21 protein-coding genes are annotated in these 24,634 nt (G+C 34.9%); 6 read left to right on the plus strand and 15 right to left on the minus strand.

From position 1 onward, the window contains the following. The first annotated feature begins 13 nt into the window (after window positions 1–13). The 4 genes from ES724_RS06000 (at window position 14) to miaA (ending at window position 3,916) form a co-directional block, all read left to right on the plus strand. Window positions 14–673 (plus strand): YggS family pyridoxal phosphate-dependent enzyme, encoded by a 660-nt coding sequence (locus ES724_RS06000; RefSeq protein ID WP_146930922.1) that lies wholly within the window; start codon window positions 14–16, stop codon window positions 671–673. A gap of 14 nt (window positions 674–687) precedes the next feature. Next, entirely contained in the window at window positions 688–2,070 is a 1,383-nt protein-coding gene (locus tag ES724_RS06005) for an exonuclease domain-containing protein (RefSeq protein WP_146930925.1), read from the plus strand. Window positions 2,071–2,163: 93 nt separating this feature from the next. Next, the gene (locus ES724_RS06010; RefSeq protein ID WP_146930928.1) at window positions 2,164–3,006 is read left to right on the plus strand and encodes an ion transporter; all 843 of its coding nucleotides are present in this window, start codon (window positions 2,164–2,166) and stop codon (window positions 3,004–3,006) included. After that, window positions 2,996–3,916 (plus strand): tRNA (adenosine(37)-N6)-dimethylallyltransferase MiaA, encoded by a 921-nt coding sequence (miaA, locus tag ES724_RS06015; RefSeq protein WP_146930930.1) that lies wholly within the window; start codon window positions 2,996–2,998, stop codon window positions 3,914–3,916. Before ES724_RS06010 ends, miaA begins: the two co-directional genes overlap by 11 nt. Window positions 3,917–4,866: 950 nt before the next feature. Here the strand turns inward: miaA and ES724_RS06020 are convergent. The 15 genes from ES724_RS06020 to ES724_RS06090 all read right to left on the minus strand — a co-directional run bounded on the left by ES724_RS06020 (window position 4,867) and on the right by ES724_RS06090 (window position 22,750). Continuing rightward, window positions 4,867–9,288: an Ig-like domain-containing protein gene (locus ES724_RS06020; protein ID WP_146930933.1), complete on the minus strand. Its 4,422-nt coding sequence runs from the start codon at window positions 9,286–9,288 to the stop codon at window positions 4,867–4,869. Window positions 9,289–9,494: 206 nt separating this feature from the next. Continuing rightward, window positions 9,495–10,214 carry a response regulator transcription factor gene (locus ES724_RS06025; protein ID WP_026837943.1) on the minus strand — a complete coding sequence of 240 codons (720 nt, stop codon included), beginning with the start codon at window positions 10,212–10,214 and terminating at the stop codon, window positions 9,495–9,497. A gap of 3 nt (window positions 10,215–10,217) precedes the next feature. Continuing rightward, window positions 10,218–11,777 (minus strand): sensor histidine kinase, encoded by a 1,560-nt coding sequence (locus ES724_RS06030; protein ID WP_146930936.1) that lies wholly within the window; start codon window positions 11,775–11,777, stop codon window positions 10,218–10,220. Window positions 11,778–11,843: 66 nt separating this feature from the next. Next, window positions 11,844–12,434 (minus strand): dephospho-CoA kinase, encoded by a 591-nt coding sequence (gene coaE / locus ES724_RS06035; protein ID WP_146930939.1) that lies wholly within the window; start codon window positions 12,432–12,434, stop codon window positions 11,844–11,846. Next, window positions 12,431–13,387 carry a CdaR family protein gene (locus ES724_RS06040; RefSeq protein ID WP_146930942.1) on the minus strand — a complete coding sequence of 319 codons (957 nt, stop codon included), beginning with the start codon at window positions 13,385–13,387 and terminating at the stop codon, window positions 12,431–12,433. Before ES724_RS06040 ends, coaE begins: the two co-directional genes overlap by 4 nt. Next, entirely contained in the window at window positions 13,377–14,387 is a 1,011-nt protein-coding gene (locus ES724_RS06045; protein ID WP_146930945.1) for a glycosyltransferase, read from the minus strand. The genes ES724_RS06040 and ES724_RS06045 overlap by 11 nt, the downstream gene beginning before the upstream one ends. Window positions 14,388–14,593: 206 nt before the next feature. After that, window positions 14,594–15,415, minus strand: coding sequence for an enoyl-ACP reductase FabI (locus tag ES724_RS06050; protein ID WP_146930948.1), 822 nt, complete (start codon window positions 15,413–15,415; stop codon window positions 14,594–14,596). A 51-nt stretch (window positions 15,416–15,466) separates the two neighbouring features. Beyond that, window positions 15,467–17,119: a DNA repair protein RecN gene (gene recN / locus ES724_RS06055; protein WP_146930950.1), complete on the minus strand. Its 1,653-nt coding sequence runs from the start codon at window positions 17,117–17,119 to the stop codon at window positions 15,467–15,469. A 61-nt stretch (window positions 17,120–17,180) separates the two neighbouring features. Next, window positions 17,181–18,071, minus strand: a complete 891-nt coding sequence (gene porD, locus ES724_RS06060) for a type IX secretion system protein PorD (protein ID WP_146930953.1) — start codon at window positions 18,069–18,071, stop codon at window positions 17,181–17,183. Beyond that, window positions 18,064–19,272, minus strand: coding sequence for a bifunctional phosphopantothenoylcysteine decarboxylase/phosphopantothenate--cysteine ligase CoaBC (coaBC, locus tag ES724_RS06065; protein ID WP_146930956.1), 1,209 nt, complete (start codon window positions 19,270–19,272; stop codon window positions 18,064–18,066). Before coaBC ends, porD begins: the two co-directional genes overlap by 8 nt. 6 nt (window positions 19,273–19,278) lie before the next feature. After that, window positions 19,279–19,608, minus strand: a complete 330-nt coding sequence (locus ES724_RS06070) for a DNA-directed RNA polymerase subunit omega (RefSeq protein ID WP_026837934.1) — start codon at window positions 19,606–19,608, stop codon at window positions 19,279–19,281. 11 nt (window positions 19,609–19,619) lie between these two features. Next, a complete protein-coding gene (locus ES724_RS06075) occupies window positions 19,620–20,447 on the minus strand; it encodes an outer membrane protein assembly factor BamD (RefSeq protein ID WP_026837933.1) in 828 nt (275 codons plus the stop codon). A gap of 197 nt (window positions 20,448–20,644) precedes the next feature. Further along, window positions 20,645–21,520, minus strand: a complete 876-nt coding sequence (gene dapA, locus ES724_RS06080) for a 4-hydroxy-tetrahydrodipicolinate synthase (protein ID WP_146930962.1) — start codon at window positions 21,518–21,520, stop codon at window positions 20,645–20,647. Window position 21,521: 1 nt separating this feature from the next. Then, entirely contained in the window at window positions 21,522–22,031 is a 510-nt protein-coding gene (locus ES724_RS06085; protein ID WP_146930965.1) for a DUF6913 domain-containing protein, read from the minus strand. A gap of 20 nt (window positions 22,032–22,051) precedes the next feature. Continuing rightward, complete coding sequence (locus tag ES724_RS06090) at window positions 22,052–22,750, minus strand: hypothetical protein (protein ID WP_146930967.1); 699 nt, start codon at window positions 22,748–22,750, stop codon at window positions 22,052–22,054. A gap of 168 nt (window positions 22,751–22,918) precedes the next feature. Between ES724_RS06090 and ES724_RS06095 the strand changes: the two genes are divergently transcribed. Both ES724_RS06095 and ES724_RS06100 read left to right on the plus strand, forming a co-directional pair. Further along, window positions 22,919–23,686, plus strand: a complete 768-nt coding sequence (locus ES724_RS06095; RefSeq protein ID WP_146930970.1) for a 5'-nucleotidase C-terminal domain-containing protein — start codon at window positions 22,919–22,921, stop codon at window positions 23,684–23,686. Window positions 23,687–23,689: 3 nt separating this feature from the next. Next, complete coding sequence (locus ES724_RS06100) at window positions 23,690–24,598, plus strand: bifunctional metallophosphatase/5'-nucleotidase (protein WP_146930973.1); 909 nt, start codon at window positions 23,690–23,692, stop codon at window positions 24,596–24,598. Window positions 24,599–24,634 lie beyond the last annotated feature (36 nt).

Below are 24,634 nucleotides of genomic sequence, written 5' to 3' on the forward strand. Positions count from 1 at the left end.
CTTAAATTAGAGAATGGAAATTTCCCAAAACATTAAAAAATATAAAGAAGAACTTGGAGAAAAAGTAGCCTTAGTTGCGATTTCCAAAACCAAACCTAACAGTGACCTCCTGGAAGCATACGAGGCAGGGCAGCGTATATTTGGAGAGAATAAGATCCAGGAAATGACAGACAAGTGGGAAAGCCTTCCAAAAGACATAGAATGGCATATGGTTGGGCATGTACAACGCAATAAAGTGAAATACATGGCACCATTTGTGAGTTTAATACATGCCGTTGATAGCCTTAAATTATTAAAAGAAATCAATAAGGAAGCAGAAAAAAATGAGAGAACTATCTCTTGTTTGCTTCAGATTAAAATTGCTGATGAAGAATCTAAATTCGGTCTAGAAGCAGAAGAAGCAAAAGAAATCTTAGCTTCAGATGAGATATTGGAATTGAAGAATGTTCAAATAACAGGATTAATGGGATTGGCTACTTACTCTGACGATGAAGCAAAAGTAAGAGGGGAATTCGATTATTTAAGATCTGTTTACGTTGACCTCAAGAAAAAGCAACCCCAATTCAAAGTGCTTTCTATGGGGATGAGTGGCGACTATAAAATAGCAGTAACCTGCGGAAGTAATATGGTGCGAATTGGAAGCGCTATATTTGGAGAACGAAGTTATAATTAAGAAGAAGAGAATTTTTGTACGCAATATTAGACATAGAAACTACCGGTGGTAAGTATAATGAAGAAGGAATTACAGAAATAGCCATTTACAAATTTGATGGTTCTAAAGTAGTAGATCAATTTATTAGTCTTGTTAATCCAGAACAACCCATTCAACCTTTTGTAGTTGGGCTTACGGGTATTAATAATGACATGCTTCGCAATGCTCCCAAATTTTACGAGGTAGCCAAGCGAATTGTAGAAATTACTACTGGCTGTATCATCGTTGCCCATAACTCCAAATTCGATCATAGAATACTAAGATTGGAATTTCGCCGACTAGGTTTCGATTTTGAGCGAAAAACTCTTTGTACCGTAGAATTATCCAAAAAACTAATCCCTGGACAAGCATCTTATAGTTTAGGAAAACTCGTAAAGTCTTTAGGAATTCCATTAAGCGACAGGCACAGAGCAAATGGAGATGCACAGGCAACTGTAAAGTTGTTTAAAATGCTAATGGCAAAAGATCTGGAAAAAGAGATCCTTAAAGCCTCTGTTAGGAATGAACCTTCCAAGCAAATAGATACTAAACTCATTCAGATCATAGATGGATTACCATCTATCACTGGGGTTTACTATTTACATAATGATGAAGGTGAGATCATTTACATCGGTAAAAGTAAGAACATAAGAAAGCGTATCAATCAGCATTTTACTAACGATCAACATAAGTCTAAAGAAGTTCAGAAGGAAGTAGCCTCTGTAAGTTTTGAAGCTACGGGGAATGAATTGATCGCTCTGCTGAAGGAAAATGAAGAGATCAAACAGATTAAACCCAAATACAACAAAGCACTAAAAAAGAATATTTTCAATTATGCCTTGTATCATTTTGTAGATGAGGATGGGTATATCAATCTAAAGATCGCAAGATCTGATGCTCGTAAAAAAAGCATTACTACTTTCACAAACTTGCAACAAGCAAAATCTGTACTTCATAACATAGTAGACAAACATCAGCTTTGCCAGAAGCTAACAGGTTTACACCTGGGAAACGGAAATTGCTTCAGCTATACCATAAAATCTTGTAAAGGTGCTTGTATAAAGGTAGAAACTCCGGAAGAATATAATTTACGTGTATTGGAGGTAATAGCCTTACATAGTTTCCATAATCAAAATATGCTGGTGATAGACCGAGGTAGGGAAATAGATGAAAAAAGCGCGCTTTTGGTAGAAGAAGGAGAGTTTAAAGGAATAGGTTTTTTTAACTTAAACCATCAAATGAATAATTTAGATATTGCACGTTCTATCATCACTCCTATGACCAATGATAGAGATGCTAGGCATATCATCCAGAGTTACCTAAGAAAAAATAGCAAATTGAAGATTATTCAATTTGCTACTCAAGATACTGGCATTTAATACCCATCCAACTTTTTTTATTTTTTCAATTCTTGGTTTTATTTCTTAATTGTAGAAAATAGCTAACTTTATACATAATTAAAAATCTCCTTTTTGGAAAAACCATCCTTAGATAAGAACCTTACTACCTGGAAAAGAAAGCTCTATATTATTATATATGGGACAAGTACTAAACTAGGAAGGTTGTTCGATATTGTGTTATTGGTATTAATCGTACTTAGTATTATCCTAGTAATGCTGGAAAGTGTAGCCAGTTATAATATTAAATATCACGACCAGTTTTATTTTGCAGAATGGGTAATTACTATTTTCTTTAGTATAGAATATATTCTAAGGATCATTAGCATAAATAAACCTACCAAGTATATTTTCAGTTTTTATGGGATTGTAGATCTCCTCTCCACAATCCCATCTTATATTATCTTTTTTGTTGGAGGAAGTAATATGTTCTTGGCAGTACGAGCCTTGCGCTTACTTAGAGTATTTAGAATCCTGAAAGTCACTAGATACATTGGGGAATCACAAAAGTTAATAAGTGCTTTAAAGAACAGCAGGGCCAAGATCAGTATCTTTCTATTTGCCGTAGTTATTATTTGTATTATCACAGGTACTTTAATGTATTTGGTGGAAGGTCCAGAAAATGGCTTTACAAATATACCGCTAAGTATCTACTGGGCCATAGTTACTCTTACAACAGTTGGGTTTGGGGATATACATCCTCTAACTCCTTTAGGAAGATTTATCGCCTCGTTTATTATGATTATAGGTTATGGAGTGATTGCAGTTCCTACAGGAATTGTTGGAGCAGAAATGTCAAAGGACATGAGTAAGGCTGATGAAATAAAACCTTTTATATGCCCAAACTGTGGAGAAAAAGAACATAAGCCATCTTCAGAATTTTGTCATAATTGTGGTAAAAAATTAAATGAAAACTAAACTTCTTATTAGCATTGTTGGGCCAACGGCCATTGGAAAGACGGCTTTAAGCATTAAACTTGCACAAACTTTTTGTGCAGAGATCCTTTCTGCAGATTCCAGACAATTCTATAAAGAAATTCCCATTGGTACTGCCGCTCCCAGCACAAAAGAACTGGCTGCAGCACCGCATCATTTTATCCACAATAGATCTATAGAAGAGGATTACTCTGTTGGAGATTATGAGCGGGAGGCGATAGAAAAGCTAGACAAACTTTTTGAAGATCATGAGCTGCTCGTATTAGTTGGAGGCAGCGGACTTTATATTAAAAGTTTAATTGAAGGCTTGGATAATTTCCCAGAGATAGATCAAGAAATCAGAGAACAGCTAAACGACAGGCTATTAAATGAAGGTTTAGAACCTTTAAAGACACAGTTAGAACAACTGGATCCAGAATATTACAATAAGATAGATCATAACAACCCACATAGAGTAATTCGCGCTTTAGAAGTTTGTATAGGTTCAGGAAAAACCTTTTCCTCTTTTTTAAATCAGCCTAAACCTACCAGGGATTTTAAAACAATTTCAATTGGTCTTAGCGCTCCCAGAGAAGAAATATACGAGTGTATTAATCAAAGAGTAGATATTATGATGGATGAAGGTTTGCTGGAGGAAGCACAAGAATTGTATCCAAAACGCAGGTTGAATGCCTTAAATACGGTAGGCTATAAAGAATTATTTTCTTTTTTTGAGGGCAGGATAGATCTCGAAACTGCTGTAGAAGAGATAAAGATGAATTCACGCAGATATGCTAAAAGACAACTGACGTGGTTTAGAAAAAATGAAGAAACCACTTGGTTTAATTATAAAACCCCTTTCTCTGAAATTGAAAATTTCATTAAGTCTGAGATTCAGGAGAAATATATGTAGCTGAAATTGCTTAAAGCAAATTTTAATGTCATCCCGACGCAGGAGGGATCTTGTTTTTTGTTTTGAATAAGAAAATCCCTCGACAGGCTCCCATTGACGAATTAAATTGATATCAAAGAGATCCTTCACTACGTTACTCTTCGTTCAGAATGACACATTTTTTGTCATCCCAACGACAGGAGGGATCTCGTATATTGTTTTGAATAAGAAAATCTTTCGACAGGCTACCATTGACGAACTAACGTGATATCAAAGAGATTCTTCACTGCGCTACTCTACGTTCAGAATGACATCTTTTTTTGTCATCCCGACGACAGGAGGGATCTAGTTTATTATTTTTAGTAAGAAAATCCTTCAACAGGCTAAGGAGGAGGCATGAAAGTGATAACATAGAGATTCTTCACTGCGTTACTCTTCGTTCAGAATGACATCTTTTTTTGTCATCCCGACGCTAGGAGAGATCTCTGATAAAGATGATACAGTTTCCTGGATATTATTCAATTCGTTTCACTTAAGATCCTGAAATAAATTCAGGATGACGCGCTTCAGTGATATCATGAGATTCTTCACTGCGCTACTCTACGTTCAGAATGACATCTTTTTTGTCATCCCGACGCTAGGAGGGATCTCTGATAAAGATGATACAGTTTCTTGGATATTATTCAATTCGTTTCACTTAAGATCCTGAAATAAATTCAGGATGACGCGCTTCATTGATATCATGAGATTCTTCACTGCGCTACTCTTCGTTCAGAATGACATCTTTTTTTGTCATCCCGACGCTAGGAGGGATCTCTAAATAAAGTAAACTCCATTGGAATTCTTCAATATGTTCAGAATGACATCTCTTTTTGTCATCCCGACGACAGGAGGGATCTCGTATATTGTTTTGAATAAGAAAATCCTTCGACAGGCTAAGGATGACGAATTAAAGTGACATCTGCTTAAAGCTAATCTATTATCACTCTCTTAATTTCCATTCCTTCTGAAGTAAATAATTTTAGAACATACACGGCATTTTGTACTCCGGTAAGATCCATGCGGTATTGAAGATCTGTTTCAGAAAAATCTTTGAATAGGATCATCCTTCCACGAAAATCAAAAACTTCTACTCGCTGGATAGTTACTCCCGTAGGCGTTGCAAACTGAAATGGTCCTGATGTAGGGTTTGGATAGATAAAGATAAACTCTACCTCTGGTTCCGGTTTTATAGTACAATCACCCGTAACAGTAACTGTCGCGGTTGTGCTAGTGAAATTACCACTAGCATCTGTTGCAGTAAAGATCACCGTGTTCTCCCCTAGTTCTTTACATCCAAAAGTCAGTTGACTTAGGCTAAAGCTTAAATTCTCGCATTTATCTGAAGATCCATCATCCAGCATCTCTGGAGTAATAGTTACAGATCTAAATTCATTTAAAGCTACGCTAATGTCTTTAACTCTAAGTATAGGTGGAGAAACATCTTTAACTATAATCTTTATCTCACATGTGTCCTGAATCTCATTGTTAGAATAAGATAGTGTAACTATATTCTCTCCCAGATCTTCACAAGTAAAAACCTCTTGATCTACAGAAAATTGAAGATCCGCAGGTCTTGCGGTGAATAATTCCTTTGCAATTAAAGTAGCATTTCCATTTCCATCTAACTCTAAGGTAACTGATTCTTTACAAATAACTGAGTTGTCTGAAACTTGTATAACTTCGATACTTGCCGTGGATGGTACAGAATTTTGATTTCCATCATTGGCTGAATAAGTAAAGAAATCATTTCCGAAAAATCCTGTGTCTGGCACATATTCAAAAGAACCATCTGGGTTCAGTGTTAATGTTCCCGAAGTTACATCAGATATTAGGACAGCTGTAAGTGACTCCCCTTCTGGATCTGAATCATTACTGAGCACACCGCTAGAACTAGTTACTGTTAGGGTATTATTTTGCATTGTAGAATAACTATTATTAGTAGATATTGGTGGAGTGTTTGCTGTATTTTCTTCCGTTAAAATCACATTAAAGGTGCAAATGGACGAATTCCCAGAGATATCCTCGATCCGCACAGTTACTACAGTATCTTCAAATATCAGCGTTCCTACATCCGGAATTTGCTCGATCTTAGCCACTGCACAATTATCTGAAGTTTGAGCCTGTAAAGAATAATTAGGTAATGCAAAACCATCATCAGGATTATATGTTTCACTCACATCTCCAGGGCAAACAACCACAGGATCTATGCTGTCTTTTGCCATTAGATCTACGGTACAAGTATCCGTTTGACCTTCAAATTTTGCAGTAATTGTTAACGTAAGCGAATTATTTACTCTGAATCCAGGAGTTATATTTTGAGTTACCACTGCACCTTCTATATTGGTAGTTATGCTAGATGCTATATCTGGGATAAGGTAGCTACAATTTGAATCCACCTCAAAAATTTGATCTCCAGGACAATTCAGAATTTGAAGTTCGGATTCTTTATAAAATTTAACCTCAAAATTACAGCCACTCATATTATTATTTTCATCGGTAATAGTGAATTCAATTATGGTGTTTTCAGAAACAATATTGCCTGGTTGCGGTGTTTGAGTATATGTAAAACTATCTGAACAATTATCTGTAATTATTAATTGAGAGTAATAATCTTCAATCTCATATTCTTTTGAATCCGTATATGGAATAAGTATATCATTAGGGCATGTGACTACTGGTGGAATTTGATCTTCTAAATTAACTAGAAACTGGCAACTTCCAGCTTCTTCCCCATTAACCCCATCAAAAACTTTAATTGTTACTGCTAAAACATCCTCATTTCTAACTTGGGTTTGAACAAAGAAAGGTTCATTCATGAAATTCTGAAAGTTGGTAACTCTACCTGAATAATCTGGAACACTGTAGGTACAGTTTTCATCTAATTCCAAGACCGTAGTTTGGTTAGGATCCAGGCAATCAAAAGTTGGGTCTGGTTTTTCTGCTACATTTATTGAAACCTCACAGGTGTTAGAAACATTTCCCGATTCATCTTTGGCGATAAGAGTAATAAGAGTTGTTTCAGTAATTGATGTTCCAGAAGCGATACTTTGAGTTATAACTGGATTTGAATCACAATTATCTGTTGCAGTTAATTGTGAAACAAAGTCTGGTACTGCATAGGTTTCCCCATTTTCCAACTCCACATTTATGTCCTGAATATTACATGAAGTAAATTGTGGAGCAGTAACATCTATAAGGTCAACAACTAAATTACATTCTCCAACAAAACTCCCTCCCTCACCATCATAAATTTTTATATTAACAGACAGTGAATTTCCACTTCTATTCTCAGATTGAACGAAGAATGGTGAATTTTCAAAATTGTTGAAATTTGTAATCAAGTTGTTATACGAAGGAGAATCGTAATTACAATTAACATCTAAATTTAAATCTGGCGCAGCATCTGTATCTGGACAAGTAAAAGTAGGATTTTGCTTTTCTGTTATAATTATTGAAACCTCACATTTATTAGAGATATTTCCCGACTCATCTTTGGCGATAAGAGTAATAAGAGTAGTTTCTGTAATTGGTGTTCCAGCAGCTATACTTTGAGTTGTAACTGGATTTGAATCACAATTATCTGTTGCAGTTAATTGCGAAACAAAGTCTGGCACTGCATAGGTTTCCCCATTTTCCAACTCCACATTTATGTCCTGAAGATTACATGAAGTGAATTGTGGAGAAGTAACATCTATAAGGTCAACAACTAAATTACATTCTCCAACAAAACTCCCTCCCTCACCATCATAAATTTTTATATTAACAGACAGTGAATTTCCATTTCTATTCTCAGATTGAATGAAGAATGGTGCAATTTCAAAATTAGAGAAATTTGTAATCAAGTTGTTATAAGACGGTATATCGTAATTGCAATTAACATCAAAATTTAAATCTGGTACAGCATCTGCATCTGGACAAGTAAAAGTAGGAGAAATGCCTTCATCTTCAATAATAACTTGAAATGTACAAGCTTCAGATACATTTCCAGCATCATCGGTAGCCGTTATGGTAACTGTCCTAGTTCCAGTAATACTTGTATCTTTTGGAGGGTTTTGAGTAATTTTGAGATCTTTATCACAATTATCTATCGCATTAAAAACTGCTAAACCTGTATAATCTGGCAAAATAAATTCCCCATTCGTTAAAGTGGCATTTTGATTTGGAACACAAGAGATAATTTCTGGTTTTTCAATATCAAAAGAAGGGGTTCTTTTATAAATTTCTAATTCGAATTCTATTTTTTCAGGAACGAAAAATATAAAACCAAAAATATTTCGATATTCTCCAAATATTTTTGAATTATTTAAAAATAATCTATCACAAAGGTTTGTAGTTAAATCAATTGGGAAATCAATTTGATCTTTAATTGTTTTGTTACTTAAAAAAATCAGATTTGGATCAAAAATTTTAATGGAAAACTCATTATTTTCCTGCCCCTCATATATTTCCTCAATTAATGCAGCTAATTCGGTTGTAGATAGTCTCTCATAGTTTATAAACTGAGAGAAATTAACTCTACCGTTATAATCTACTACATGTAGAAAATCTTCCTTATCCACGACCAAACTTCCTGGAGACTTTATATTGGTGTTAGGCAAAGATTTTACAAAATTCAAGTCATTATCAAAAACTCTAACCTCCCCATTAGTATTACTAAGTGCTTGACTAACGTAAACATTCATTTTTGAATCTACTGCAATTCTAAAGGGTTTATCTACTTGGGTTTCATTTATATCTATTTGAGAAAAATATACAGCATCAAATTTTCTTATTCTACTCTTATTAGCCTCACAGGTTCCTGGTAATGAATATTCCGCAGAATATATATTGTCATTTTTATCAACTGCTAGTCCTATAGGTCTAAAATAACTTGTAGAAATTATAGCTATTTGAACTCCGGAATTATCAAATACCCTTATTTTTCCATTATTTAAACATGTAGATCCATCATCTTCATCATAATCGGCAATAAAAACCAAACCATTACTATTTACAACTATATCCGTAGGACTTTTCAACTGATTTCCAACAATAAATTTAGCATCTGATACAGAACCATCAGGATTTCTTTTTGAAACGCCATTCCCAAATGTTAAAGAATAAATGAAATTATCAGGACCATTTGTTACTGCAATTTGAATATCACTAGTTTCTCCTGAAAGTGGTAATACTGTGGGCTGGGGTATTGAATCGAACCACACATAACTAGGAGGAATGGGAACCTGCCCCACCACACTCAATGAAGAAAAAAATATCAAAAACAACACGCTAAAAAACAGTATAGAATTCTTCCCAAGGTGAGCACCTTGAGTCAGCTGAACCCATATGTTGTTAGCGTAGTTATGTTTCATATCTATTGCTCGGGAATTACAAATATAATGCCGATTCCCGTATAATATTGTGCTTGCTTGTTAACTTTAAAATACAAAAGGACTGTATAAAAGTTGTAATAGCTTTTTAGAAGTATAAAATCTCAAGAAATCATTCCCAAAATTCAAACCCCAAAATGCCCATTAACTTTTATACAGTCCCTCTAGGAAACTGAAATTTCTTATGTTTAGGCTTCGCCCTCTTTATTCTTAACTACCAATCTAAATCCTTCCCCATGAATATTCAAGATCTCAACGTTCTCGTCTACTTTTAGATACTTACGAAGTTTAGCGATATAAACATCCATACTTCTAGATGTAAAATAATTATCGTCTCTCCAGATCTTAGTAAGCGCCAATTCTCTTGGCATAAGATCGTTTTCGTGTAACGCCAACAACCTTAATAATTCGTTCTCTTTTGGAGATAATTTAATAGGCTCCTTATCCTTATAAGTTAAGAATCTTAACTTAGAGTTTAAATGCAAACCACCAATCTGGAATTCAAATTGTTTGCTGTCTGCAACACTATCTGTAGCTTTACGCTGCATAATAGCTTTAATCTTCATAAGAAGTACTTCACTATCAAAAGGTTTGTTCAGGTAATCATCTGCCCCTACTTTGTATCCTTTTAATACATCTTCCTTCATCGCTTTTGCGGTTAGAAAAATAATAGGCACATCTTCATTCTTATCTCTAATTTCTTTTGCAAGAGTAAATCCGTCTTTATAAGGCATCATTACATCTAGGATACAAAGATCGAAATCGTCTTTTTTAAACTTCTCAAAACCTTCCATCCCATTTTTAGCATGAGTAACTTCGTAGTCGTTCATTGCTAAATAATCTTTTAGTACCGTTCCAAAATTTGGATCGTCCTCTACTAATAAAATTTTCTTGTTTTCAGTTTCCATATATTATGTTATTAATGGTAATTTAATTATAAATGTACTTCCTTTTCCACGTTCGCTTTCCACATGAATGGTAGCGTGATGGTCGTCCAGGATTCTTTTTACATATGCAAGACCTAAACCATGGCCTTTTACATTATGAATATCTCCGGTATGTTCCCGGTAAAATTTTTCAAATATTTTTTTCTGAACAGCTTTGCTCATTCCAGAACCTTGGTCTCTGATCTTCAAAATTATGGAATTTCTAACGTTTTCAGTATAAATATCTATTTTAGGCTCATCTACAGAGTATTTTATAGCATTATCTAAGACATTTACGATCACATTTGTTAAATGATTTTCATTTCCTAAAACCGAGGATTTTAAAGCTCCGAAATGGTTTTTAACATAGCCACTTCTATCTTCCACGATCAACTCTACATGTGTTAGTGCTTCTTCAACTAATTCATGAAGCTGTAAGCGTTCCTTTTTAAGGTCCAGCTCATTCTTCTCTAACTTGGAGATCTGCAATACATTTTCTACTTGTGCATTCATTCTCTTATTTTCATCTCTAATCATTTGCAGGTATCTAGCCACCTTGCTTTGATCATTAACTACTTTTGGATTCTTGATCGCATCTAATGCTAAATTTATAGTCGCAATAGGCGTTTTAAACTCATGCGTCATATTATTTATAAAATCGGTCTTAATCTGCGAGATCTGTCGTTGCTTAATTAATTGCGATAAAGCACTGGAATAGGCAATCACAATAATAAGAGTAAATACTATAGACAAAGCTGCCATTAATATAACAGAAGAAAGTACCACTTCCTTCTTTTCAGTAAAATTAACCAATAGCTGATAATTGCTTTTTCCCGATATATTTACAAATAATGGAACCGAATAAGTTGCAGGGGAATCGAGTATGAAATTATCTGAATGAACTTTAGTCGCTAGGGAATTGGCATAAACGCCATATTCAAAACCAGACTTCAAATTATAATTTTGCAGTTTCTCTTTCAAGGATTTTTCTACCAATTGTTTAGAAAGTCTCTTATGAATTGGTATTTTAGAGGTAAATTCAGAAATATAGGCACTTAACATGTCTTTCTCTACCTCCTCCATTCTCATTAAGCGATCTAAACGTTCCTCTGCGGATATACTCCCGGAAACCTTATCTTTATTCAAAAAATCGTTTACCCTATTATTTATTAGCTTAGCAAGCTGTATACTATCTGAAGTAGAAACCAAAAAATCAGAAGATTCTTTATGGTTTGTTTCTAATATCTTGTTATAATCTTGATTTGCATTCTCCCCATACTCATTTAAACCGAAATATTGTTCCAGATTGTCACTGTTCAATTTTAATGCTGTGCTATCTTCAAAATCAAAATTAAACCAAAAAGCTTCTAATTCTTTGTTTTGAAGTTCTTTAGAAACATTAATAAGTACCTGTTTAGCATTATAAGAAAACTGCTCTTCCTTATCATCTACGGTGCTTTTTATCCAATACCCCTGAACGAAAATTATTCCAATGAGCGATAAACTCATAAGCACAACAAGGAGGAAGAATAATCGTTTATTCATGCCTCAAAAGTAAGATTTTAACATTTAGAGAATCACCCCTTTAACCAAATGTTAACAAAACTGAGGCTAATTTTTACCAGTGTTTATCAGAATTTCATGAAGATTTCGCACTTGCTCTTTTGTTGAAGCGAGATTTTTATTAATTATCTCGAAATTACACAATTTTCGTTTTTTCTCATCGCTCCATTGATGCTTCATTCTCGCTTCAATTTCTTCTAAAGAACTTTTATCTCGAGCCTGTAATCTTTTAATGCGTTCTTCCATAGGAGCAGTAACTAAAACTACAAGATCACATTTTTTATAGCCTCCAGTTTCAAAGAGAATAGCGGCTTCGTAGATTACGTAAGAGCTGTCTTGCTTGTTTTTCCATTTAAGAAAATCTGAACCAACTGCTGGATGCACAATTTCGTTTAATTCCTGAAGTTTTTCTGGGGAATCAAAAACTTGATCTGATATATATATTCTCTGTAAATTCCCATCCTTATAAGCCTGTTCCCCAAACAATGAGCTGATCTTAGCTTTAACCTCTGGGTTGGTATTCATTAAAGTTTTCCCAGCATCATCGGCAATATAGATAGGCACTCCTAATTCTTTAAAATAATTAGCTACAGTGGTTTTCCCACTACCCATCCCACCGGTAAGTCCTACAATCCTCATCTTTTAATTACGAATTGAATTTTCTTCTCGTTAAGTCGAATGTTATTTACTTGTGTTGGTTCCTCTAGAATTTGAGCTATCAGAAACCCGTCGCTGTCCTTTGCATTCTTAAAGTCTACAGCAACTAAAAATGAAGAGGAGTCAATTTTTTCAAAATCTTTTAAACTCACCTGGTAATAAATAACAACATCTTTTGGAAAGATAACAACATTGGTTCCCTCTGGCACATTCAGTAGCTTTATAGGGATCTCCACTTTCCCTTCTGTAAATTTTTCGGTTCTAACAGAATAATTTACCTCTTCTTGGTATAATGAAACCTCCTTGAGGTTCCCAGTTTCCAGTTTCACCTTCCCCTTCACATCATTACTAATATTATTGATCTTTAAAGATTTGGTCTTTATCGTTTTTAGCGTATCCAAAATGGTAGCGGCTCCACTTACCATTATAGAATCTGGCTGTAGTTTTATTTCTTCTAATGCTGAATAACCTACCGCAAAACTGAGATCTATGGAGGATAAAATCGCTACTTTTTTAACCGCTCGCTGCTCAAAGTTTATTTTTATATTCTTCTGAAGAAAAACAACTTTTTCATAATCTAGATCTAACTGAGATAAAATAGCTGCTTTTTGTAGCTCAAGATCATAGACCAAAGATTTTCCTTCTTCGCTGGCATCACTAATATCTATGGTGATTTTCTGAGGAAACACTCTGTTCCATGCAATATAAAAACCGCGGTCCCTAATTCTAAGATCCAGTGTTTTTGGAGTATCTCCTACCAGGATTTTATCCTTGGGAAGATTGGTATAGATAATAGGCATTTCTATCACCTCTGTATATTCCTTGGAAAATTGAACAACCACCCATATCACTGCAGAAAATCCAAGAAAAAATGAGAAGGTCTTTAAAGGCCCTCTTTTAATCCATGGTTTTTTGTCTTTTAATTTAGTTTTCATTTGTAAAAAATAGAGTTGGGAATGCTTCCTGAGGTTGCATTTTTAAAAATTTCAGTTTCCAAATAGAGTTTAAAAATCCCACTCCATATCCTAAGAACTGAATGAATGTTGCTATTATTGCAGCAATTCCAATATAACCACTTTTATTTTTTATTCCGGCATCTATTCCAATTATTAAAAAATAGAGCAGATAAAGCCATATTAAAAAAGAAAATCCTAGCAGCCATAAAATAACTGCAAAAACAAATCCAGAAATAAACAAAGTGGGAAACCAAAAAGTGATCTTAGCCGATTGGGGGTGCCAAGAATTTAAAATTGGACGTACCATCCCAAACTTATTCACCTGCGTATAGAATTTATTCCAATCTATTCTTCGTTTGTGAAAGACTACTGCTTTGGGAATAAGGATGGTTTTAAAACCTTCTTTAAGTAAGCGCAATGCAAGATCTGGATCTTCCCCAGGGTGGATCAATCCAAAACCACCAGATTCTAAAAATGCCTTTTTAGATAAGCCCATATTAAAACTTCGCGGCTGGAATTTATTTACTGCTTGTTTGCTCCCGCGAATTCCTCCTGTAGTCAATAAGGAAGTCATCGAGTAATTGATCGCTTTTTGAAGATCTGTAAAACTTTCGTGTGCCGCATCTGGGCCACCAAAACAATCGTAATAATTTGTAGATAAAAAAGAATCTACTTCTTGCAAATAATTTTTCGGGAGTATTACATCTGAATCTAAAATAAGGAAATAGTTCCCTTTAGCCAGCTTCATTCCATAATTTCTGGAATCTCCGGGGCCAGTATTCTCTTTGTAATAATAACTGATATTCAATTTGTCTTTGAAGTCTTCTAGTACTTCTTCCGAAGAAATACTAGAACCATCTTCCACGATCACTATTTCAAAACTGCCATCAAAATCTAATTCCTTCATGCTTTCCAGAAGCTCTCGGATCTCATCTGGCCTATTGAAAACAGGGATTATAAAAGAATATTCTAATTGCATTTCTTAAAATTACAAACTTAAGTAAAATGATATTTCAATTAAGATTACAAAAAAACTGTCCAAAAGTAATGACTAACGTCAAGCTGTCACGAGGCTTCGGGAGTTTTCAGCTTCTAATTAAGATCCTGAAACTCCCGAAGCCTCGGGACAGGATGACACACAGCAAATACCTTCTGGACAGCTCCTTAATATTATTATGAGAAAACTTAATCCATATCCTTCGTAAAAGTTTCCATTACTTGCTGGCTTACACCCATATTAGAGAATCCACCATCATTGTAAAGATTTTGAAGAGTTACTCTTTTGGTAAGATCTGAGAATAATGAAATCGTGTAATTAGCACAATCTATAGCAGTTGCATTTCCAAGAGGCGACATTTTCTCGGCATACGCGATAAAACCATCAAATCCTTTTACTCCTTGTCCAGCTGTAGTTGGGGTTGGAGATTGAGAAATAGTATTTACTCTTACTTTTTTATCCTTTCCGAAGAAATATCCAAAACTACGTGCGATAGATTCTAAATATGCTTTGTTATCTGCCATGTCATTGTAATCCGGGAACACACGTTGTGCTGCCATATACGTTAATGCCACAATACTCCCCCACTCATTCATTGCATCTTTTTTGTAAAGCGCTTGCATTGTCTTATGGAAAGAAACCGCAGAAACATCCCAACCTTTGGTAGTAAAATCATAATTCATATCTGTATAATGATTTCCTTTTCTCACATTTACAGACATTCCTATAGAATGTAATACAAAATCTAATTTCCCCCCCAAGATCTCTTGAGCTTTATCTACTAAATTTTCAAGATCTTCTACTTTCGTAGCATCTGCAGGTATAATTTGAGAATTCGTTTTTTCAGCAAGCTGATTAATGCTCCCCATTCTCATAGCAATTGGTGCATTGGTAAGCACAAAACTTCCTCCCTCTTCATGAACCCGCTCAGCAGTTTTCCAGGCGATAGAATTTTCATCTAAAGCTCCAAAAATAATTCCTCTTTTCCCTTTAAGTAGATTGTATGACATGTATGTTGTTTTTTTTGAGTTGTATTAGCTGGCAAATATAACAAACTTGAATTAATTTAGAAGGGCTTTTGCATGTGCCATCGCCGATTCACTTTTAGTGTTCCCACCAAGCATCATTGCGAGTTCTTCTATTCTATCTTCTGTTGCAAGTTCTTCAATTTTTGTAACGGTAGTTTCGCCGATATCTTCCTTGAATATTTTAAAATGTTTGCTTCCCTTCCCTGCAATTTGTGGTAAATGGGTGATCGCAATTACTTGCATACTCAAGCCCATTTTTTGAAGGATATCTCCCATTTTTTGTGCGATATCTCCAGAAACCCCTGTGTCTATCTCATCAAAAACGATAGTTGGCAACTTACTTTGCGTAGCAAGAATACTCTTTACCGCCAACATGATCCGTGAAAGTTCACCCCCAGAAGCTGCTTTTTTAAGCTCGTTAAAATCTCCTCCTTTATTTGCAGACAGATACCAATTTAAAATATCTTGCCCATTAGCAAAGAATTCTGATTGTTGTTTAAGCTCAATTTTTAATCGTGCATTTGGCATTCCAAGTTCTGCTACAATTCTTTCTACGGTAGTAATAAAGTCTGGAATGATCTTTTTTCGATTATTATATATCTCTAAAGAAATTCTTTCCAATTCCTTTCTGCTTTTTAAAAGCTCTTGCTGCAGCTTTTCAAGATCGGCATCGGCATTTTCTGTAAGTGCTACTTTTTCATTTAAGGTATTCGTGATCTCTAATAATTCCTCTACACTCCCCGCCGCATGTTTCTTCTGTAAATTATGAATAAGTTGCAATTTCGAGTTTACTTGTTCCAATTCCTCAGGATTGGCTTCTACCCGCTCTAAAGAATTCTCCAACTCTTGCGCTACATCGTCCAGTTCTATAATCACACTCTCAATTCTCTCCTGCAGTGCAGCATAGTTCGCTGAAAATTTGGAGATCTTAGAAAGATTTGTTTTCACTTCTTTAAGCCCAGACAGGCTTCCTATTTCCTCTTGTTGGATCTGGTTTACCGCAAAACTTAAATGTTCTGTGAGTGTTTCCACATTACTGAGCTCTTCATAGCGTTCTTCCAGCTCCTCTTGTTCTCCAGCCTTAAGTTTCGCTTCTTGCAGTTCATTCAGTAAAAAAAGATTGTAATCATGCTCTTTTAGGGCTTGAGACTGATCTTCTTTTAAAACACTTAGTTGCTGTTGTAGTTTTTTATGCTCCTTTAATCCTTTTTTATATTTCTGAAGAACTTCTTGATTCTTAGCCAGGGTATCCAATACCTGAAACTGGTATTGGTTTTCACCTAAACTTAAGGTTTGGTGCTGCCCATGAATATCTATTAAAAAGTCTCCCAATTTTACAAGAACTGGTAAGGTAACAGGAGTATCATTTATAAATGCTCTGGATTTACCTGAAGCTAAAATCTCTCTTCTAATGATAGTATGTTCCTCAAAATCCAGATCTTCGGCTTCGAAAAAGCTTTTCAAGGAGTAATTGGAAATATCAAACACACCTTCTATGATGCACTTATTCTTTGCATTTCTTATCGCGCTATAATCTGCCCTTTTCCCTAGCAAAAGGCCCAAAGCCCCAAGCATAATAGATTTTCCGGCGCCGGTTTCTCCGGTTATTATGGTAAAGCCCTGCTGAAGATTGATTTTTATATCTTCAATTAAGGCGTAATTTTTTATGGATAATTCGGTAAGCAAGGTGTTATAATTTTGAAGCTAAAGATACGTGAGAATTTCTTCGGAATCAAAAGGGAAATTGCTAGAATTGAAGCTTGCTCCAGTTTTCTGCATATAAAGGAGCTATTTCGTTCAAAGCCTTTTTTAATTCAGTAACCGGAACACTTGGACCGCCACTAAAAACCTGTTCTAATTCCTGAGCTTTAGCATCAAAGAAAACTCTCATTAATAAAGAGTTTGGCCGGCTCTCACTCATCTTCTGTAGATTTAAAATTGAAGCTGCAACAGCTTGTTTTCCTTTTGCCACATCTTTATGCATGGTATCTAAACCTAATCTATGATATTGATACAAAGTTGTTCTATAGCCTAAAAAAGAATTAGACAAAAGATCTGCATTTAATCTATATCTGGAACGTGTTCCATCAGATCCTCTCCAACCAGAAGAATTACCCTGCTGCGCGGTGGTCACTATTCTGTTTGCTTCTTCATAAAAAGGAGTTCCACCCTCTAATTCAAATGTATCTGCATCTAAGCCTAATATGGTATAAACATAATAAGAGATCACAGAAACCAGGTTCGAAGAATAAGTATTCTCGCTATAATTTAATGGTTCGAATTCACGGTAAGTAAATGCGAATTGTTCGTCGTTAAAATTGAAAACCGGAGAAATTAAAGAAGACCCGAAGACCGGTCTTGAAGATTGCACTTGGATAGTTCCAATAAAAGATTCATTATCGAAACTAGAGATATTTATAAAAACACTGCAATTAATGCGTTCCTGACTTTGGTAAGATGCTCCTGTCCAAGTCGTCTGGTTAAGAAATTCTGACAAGGAAGTTTGCAGGGTTTTAAAAACCGTTAAATTACTTTGCCCGGTCTGCTCTGCATTTACAATTACCTCACAATTAAGTTCCTGTGCACTCGCAAGAGACACATAAAAGAACAAACCTAGTATCAAAATTAATTTACTCATGGAATAAAGATATAACTTCCTTTAATATATCCTGTGCAACTTCAGATTTAGACTTTAACTGGAAATTTTTAATTTCAGTTTTAGAAATTATACTGATCTTATTAGTGTCCTTTGCAAAGCCGGCGCCAGTATCTTGAAGAGAATTGAGCACGATAAAGTCTAAATTCTTTCTTTCTAGTTTAGATTTTGCATTCTCTACTTCATTATTAGTTTCTAAAGCAAAGCCAATCAGTTTTTGGTGTTCTTTAATCTTACCTAAGGAGGCTAAAATATCTTGAGTAGGAATCAACTCGATGTTCAAATTAGATTCCTTCTTTTTTATTTTTTGATCTATGACTTCCTTCGGCTTATAATCTGAAACTGCTGCTGCAGCTATAACAACATCTTGCTGTTCAAAATAAGTATGTGCTGCCTCGTACATTTCCTGAGCACTAGTAACTCTAATAAGCTTAATACTGGAAGACTCCAATTGTAAATAAGTAGGTCCGCTTATAAGAATTACCTGTGCTCCTAATTTTGCAGCTTCCTTGGCAAGCTCAAATCCCATTTTTCCACTGGAATGATTTCCTATAAATCTTACAGGATCTATAGCTTCGTAGGTTGGTCCTGCAGTAATAAGTATTTTTTTATTCCGAAGAGGTAATTGCGATAAAAGGTCTTTTTCCAGAAAAGACACTATATTCTCTGGTTCTGCCATTCTACCTTCTCCCACCAAGCCACTTGCAAGTTCCCCAGATTCTGCTGGGATCATTATATTTCCGTAGGATCGTAAAGTTTCTAAGCTGGTTTTGGTTGCAGGATGTAAGTACATATCCAGATCCATTGCCGGTGCAAAATAAACCGGACATTTAGCTGAAAGATATGCTGCCAGTAAAATATTATCACTAGTGCCTAAAGCCATTTTAGATAAGGTGTTGGCTGTGGCAGGGGCTATAAGCATAAAATCGGCCCAAAGGCCGAGTTCTACGTGATTGTTCCAAGTGGCATTCTCATCTTCATTTGATGTGAAGGTAGAAATTACCTCATTTTTGGAAAGTGTGGATAAAGTAAGTGGGGTAATAAAATCCTTAGCCGAAGGGGTCATAATAACTTTGACCTGTGCTCCGGCTTTTATAAATAATCTTACCAAAGAGGCTGTCTTGTAGGCAGCGATACCGGCAGTTATTCCTAACAGTATTTTCTTGCCTTCTAGCACTCCCATCTTAACTTATGCTTCAGAAGATTCAGAAGTATCTCTGTAGTAAATTTTATCATCTAACCATTCTTGAACTGCCAAAGAATGTGGTTTAGGCAATTTTTCGTAGAATTTAGACACTTCTATTTGCTCCTTATTTTCAAATACCTCATCTAAGCTATCGTTGTAAGTAGCAAACTCGTCCAATTTCTCCAAAAGCTCTTTTTTGATCTCAGAGTTTATTTGAGTAGCTCTCTTTGCGATCACAGAAATAGCTTCATAAATATTATTTGTTGGAGCATCTACTAAATTCTTGTCAATTGTAGTAGTATTAATTGGCGCATTAATCTTTTTTAAATCCATCATCTATCTTATTAAAAATTTTGTAATCTCGATTCTAAGTCCTGATTATTTATTTGTATCTGTTCGTAATATACACTTCCTTCAGGATAATATTTATTATAGTTAGTGTAATATCCTTTTGCTGTATTCAATCTTTCTTGCATTAAAACCTCGTAACTGTTTATTGCCAGTTCGTAAGCAGAATCGAATCGAAAATAAAAGGCTGCTTCTCTAAAAGGAGAACCAGGATACTCTGTAATAAAATTATTAAAGGCTACAATAGCCGACTTATAATTCTCGGTATGGTGATATTGCTTAGCTATCTCATAGGCTTTCTTCTCTAGCTTAATACGTAACTCTGCTACATAATTATTAGCCTGGTCTAAAAACTCTCCGTTAGGATATTTATCTATATATTTTTGTAGCTCCCCAATCGCTTTTACCGTCTCTGCTTGATCTAAATTGAAACTAGGAGAATCTAAGTAATAACTTTTCGCGCTTTTAAAAGTAGCTTCTTCTGCTTTATCACTATTTGGGTAGGATGCCACAAAACGCTCGAATTGGTATCCAGCTAATTGGTTATCGCCTAATTGATAATAAGTATCTGCATACAAAAAGGTTAATTTTTCACCTTGAGGCTTCCCTCTATATTGTGGAACTATTTGTTCAAAAATACGAAGTGCTTTCCTAAATGTAGACTTACTGTTTTCTACAATTGCCTGATTGTAAAGCTCCTCTGCCAATGTGTATTTTTTACCTGCATCGTCGCTCTTTAGTACCTTTTGGTATTCACTGCAAGACGCCAGCATTAAAAACACACCCAATAATAATAAACCTTTTTTCATACTTAGTAAAAACATCTTGCAAAAGTACTCTTTTCTATGATATTAAAAAACTTAAAACCTAGCAAATAGCACTACCCAGGTAATCAAGAACCTCGGAGCAAGCCCACGAGATATATCCCTATGTTTCGGGAGAAATATAATTTTAAATTTTCGATACAAACCCGCCTGAATGTTTCGGACAGGCCACGAAGAATTAAACCCTCCATGAGGGATTAAAATTGATCTACGAATGCTTGTATTTCCTGCTTTAGTTTATCTGAAACTTTCACTAGCGGTAAGCGAACTACTGGTTTACAAGAATTCTTTGCTTCTAGTAACGATTTAATTCCTGCTGGATTGCCTTCAGCAAAGATCATATCTATAGAAGGCGCTATTTTATAATGCAACTTATAGGCTTCTTTCACCTTCCCATCTAATCCCAAACGAACCATCTGGGAGAATTCTTTCGGCAAACCTTGCCCAATAACCGATATTACTCCGTGACCTCCTGCTAGCACCATTGGTAAGGTGATCATATCATCGCCAGAGATCACTAGAAAATCTTTTGGAACCAAAGAAATAAGTTTCATCGCTTGTACTAAATCTCCTGCAGCTTCTTTAACGCCAATGATATTTGTAAAATCTGTTGCTAATCTTTTAATGGTTTCTGGTAAAATATTGGATGCTGTTCTCCCAGGAACATTATATATAATTATTGGTTTTGCTGAAACCGCTGCCAATGCTTTATAATGCTGATAGATCCCTTCTTGAGATGGCTTGTTATAGTATGGAGAAACAGAAAGAATAGCATCGAATGCATCGAGATCTGTACTTTTAAACTCATTTACCAAAGCCGCAGTATTGTTACCGCCAATCCCTAAAACCAATGGTAATTTCCCATTGTTAGCTTCTATGATTGTCTTTTTAACTAGTTCCTTCTCAGAGTCACTCAAAGTTGCACTTTCCCCGGTGGTTCCAAGAACTACGATATACTCTATCCCATTTTCAATTTGATCTTTCACCAAATTCTTAAGTCCTTCTACATCTACCGTAAAATCCTCTTGAAAAGGGGTGATAATTGCAACTCCGGTACCTATAAATCTATTCATTCTAATTTTTTTTAAACTGTTTCAAAATTTTTATTAATTCTGAAGCAAAGAGCTCTACTTCATCTCCAGAATTTATAACCACATCCAGGGTTTTCTCGTGTTTTGGGTTATTCCCAACTTTTAAACCTGCATTACAAGTTGCCGTTAAAAGATTTAATTCCAAATTGTATTCTCCTGCAAAAGTAATAAGTAAATCGATGTTATTTTTGCTAAACTCCAACAATTCTTTATTATTGAAATTCCCGAAAACATTTAAGTCTTCTTCAACAAAAGTTAAGCCGTCAAATTCAGGGAAATTCTCTTCTTTTTTCTTAAATAACAAAACTTTAAAATCTGAATTCTTCAGATTTAATTCTTGTTTCAATTTCAATAAAACCGGCAATGCCTTTATATTATCTGAATTCAATAATACTGCAGCAGATGCTATTGGCATTTTAAATTCAACTGAAGATTCTCTGTTAGAATTGGAAATTCTTCTTTTGGCAAGAGAACGTTTAAGGCCTTTAATCATATCTAAATGTAAAAACTTATTTACGTGAAATCATCCAACTTCAGTCTTTTTTCCGAAGTAATAAAAAAGAGCACTAGAAACAACGCACTTCCCATTCTTATAATACTTTCAGCAATCTCCACACTGATATCCTTAAAGTAGAAAACACCCATATCTCGTAGTATATTGGCAAATATTATACTAATTGCCAATGAAATAAAATACATAGATTTTTTAGAAAAAGAGTTCAAATAATACACCATTGCCGTAATGCCTAATGCTCCAAGATTAAGATAATAAAAAGTATAAATTGTGGAAGTTACATCACCAGAGATGTAAGTTTTCATTTCGTTAATATGAAGCAATAACAAATAAGTATTTAAACCAATTATACTAAAAAGGTATAACACCATAAAATAACTCATGTTTTTTAACTTAAAATGCTTGGTAGCTTCCATAATTAATGGAAGAAAGCTTACTGCCTGAAGAAGCAAGGCGACATCACCAAACACCCAAAATTTATTAAACATTCCCAGCGAATAGGAAATTAAAGTTAGGCCTAGAAATAAGTAGAAATAAAAATTATAAGCCTTTCGTTGATGGATGAACCACAGAAAAGCAAAAATATAGTACCCAATATGGCTCACGATATCCAACCAAAATATATTAGCAATTAATGCATATATACTAGCCATCAATAAGGCGAAAAAGCCAATTGAACTTATTATTCTTAATTGCATAGGGATAATTAATACGTTAAGAGGGGACTACTTCCTTGATTTTTTTTCTGAATTAGTTTCACTATAACCAATCTACATTAAGATTCAAGATTTTAAAAGTAAGCGTTTTAGAGAAATATCATTTCAAATATCTGTTTATATTTGTGCCTTTTGATTAAACCCGTATTAATGACAATTAGATTCTACTCCTTCTTACTGCTTTTATTGTCGATATTTGCCTGTAAGAACAACGCCCATATTACCTCCTCACCTTCTTCAATAACTGGAAAAAGAATCCCTATTAATAAAACAATTCCTGCCAATCCGGAAATTGAAGCATTTATTAAGCCTTATGCACTTCATTTAAATAACACCTTAGATAGCACTTTAGCCTACAATCCTAGTAATTTAAGCAAAAGTGATGGAAAGCTTAATACTGCTTTAGGGAATATGATGGCAGATCTGGTAATGGAGCAGGCAAATCCAATTTTTAGATCTCGTACCGGGAACAAAATAGACATGGTTCTTCTAAATAAGGGCGGGATCAGGTCTGGAATCGGGAAAGGTGCTGTCACTTCAAGAACGGGGTTTCAACTAATGCCGTTTGAAAATGAGATCGTAGTAGTAGAGATCTCCGGAAAAAAAATGCTTGAAATGCTTAGCTATCTTGAAGTCGCAAAAACCGCACATCCTATAAGCGGACTCGAATTAAAAGTTGATAAAGATTTCAAAACCATAAGTGCAATTATTAAAGGAGAATCTATTAAGGCTGAAAAAACTTATTTCGTAGCAACTTCAGATTATTTACAACAGGGTGGCGACAATATGGTATTTCTAAAAAATCCTATAAACCTGCATAAAATAGACTACAAGCTTAGAAATGCGATCATAGATCATTTCAAAAAAGTGGACACTCTTAGAGCTACTATAGATAACCGATACATCCAAATTCTTTAAACAATGAAAAGAAGAAATTTTATTCAGCAAACAGCTGCAACCGGAGCTTTTATAGGATTGGGTGGGTTATCGCTTTCTTTTTCTGAAAACACCAAGAAGCATATTACCATTTTGCACACCAACGATGTGCATAGCCATATAGAACCTCTTGGACCAAATGACCCTAGAAACCCTAACATGGGCGGTGTTGCAAGAAGAGCCACATTAGTAGAGCAAATTAGAGCTGAAAATCCAAATACGTTACTTCTAGATGCAGGGGATATATTTCAGGGCACTCCGTATTTCAATTTTTATGGAGGGGAATTAGAGTTTAAGCTAATGAGTAAATTGAAATATGATGCCGCAACATTGGGGAATCATGATTTTGATAATGGCTTAAACGGACTTCTATCACAGATGCCGCATGCCGAATTCGATTTTATATCTTCTAATTACGATTTCAGCAATACCATTTTGGATGGTCAAACTTCTCCTTTTAAAATTTTCAAGAAAGATGGTGTGAAGATTGGTGTTTTTGGCGTAGGTGTAGAACTAAAAGGATTGGTAAACGAGAGTCTTTATAAAGAAACCGAGTATTTGGATCCTGTGGAAATCGCTACAGAAATGACTCGGATTTTAAAACAAGAACAAAATTGTGATCTTGTAATTTGTTTATCTCATTTGGGTTATGAATACAAAAATGAATCTAAAATATCTGATGTGCTGCTAGCAAATCAAACAAAAGATATAGATCTGATCATTGGTGGGCATACCCACACGTTCCTAAATAAACCGACGATCCTCCAAAATCTTGAAGGTAAAAAGGTATTGGTTAATCAGGTAGGCTGCTACGGTCTTTATTTAGGCCGTATCGATTTTTACTTAGACAATGGGAATAAAGTAGATAGTAGTGGAGTAAGCATTGGCGTCTAAATCAAGAAAATTAGGGCTAGCCAACAAGGAATTTTC

Source organism: Gillisia hiemivivida, from assembly GCF_007997295.1.
GTDB classification, from domain to species: domain Bacteria; phylum Bacteroidota; class Bacteroidia; order Flavobacteriales; family Flavobacteriaceae; genus Gillisia; species Gillisia hiemivivida.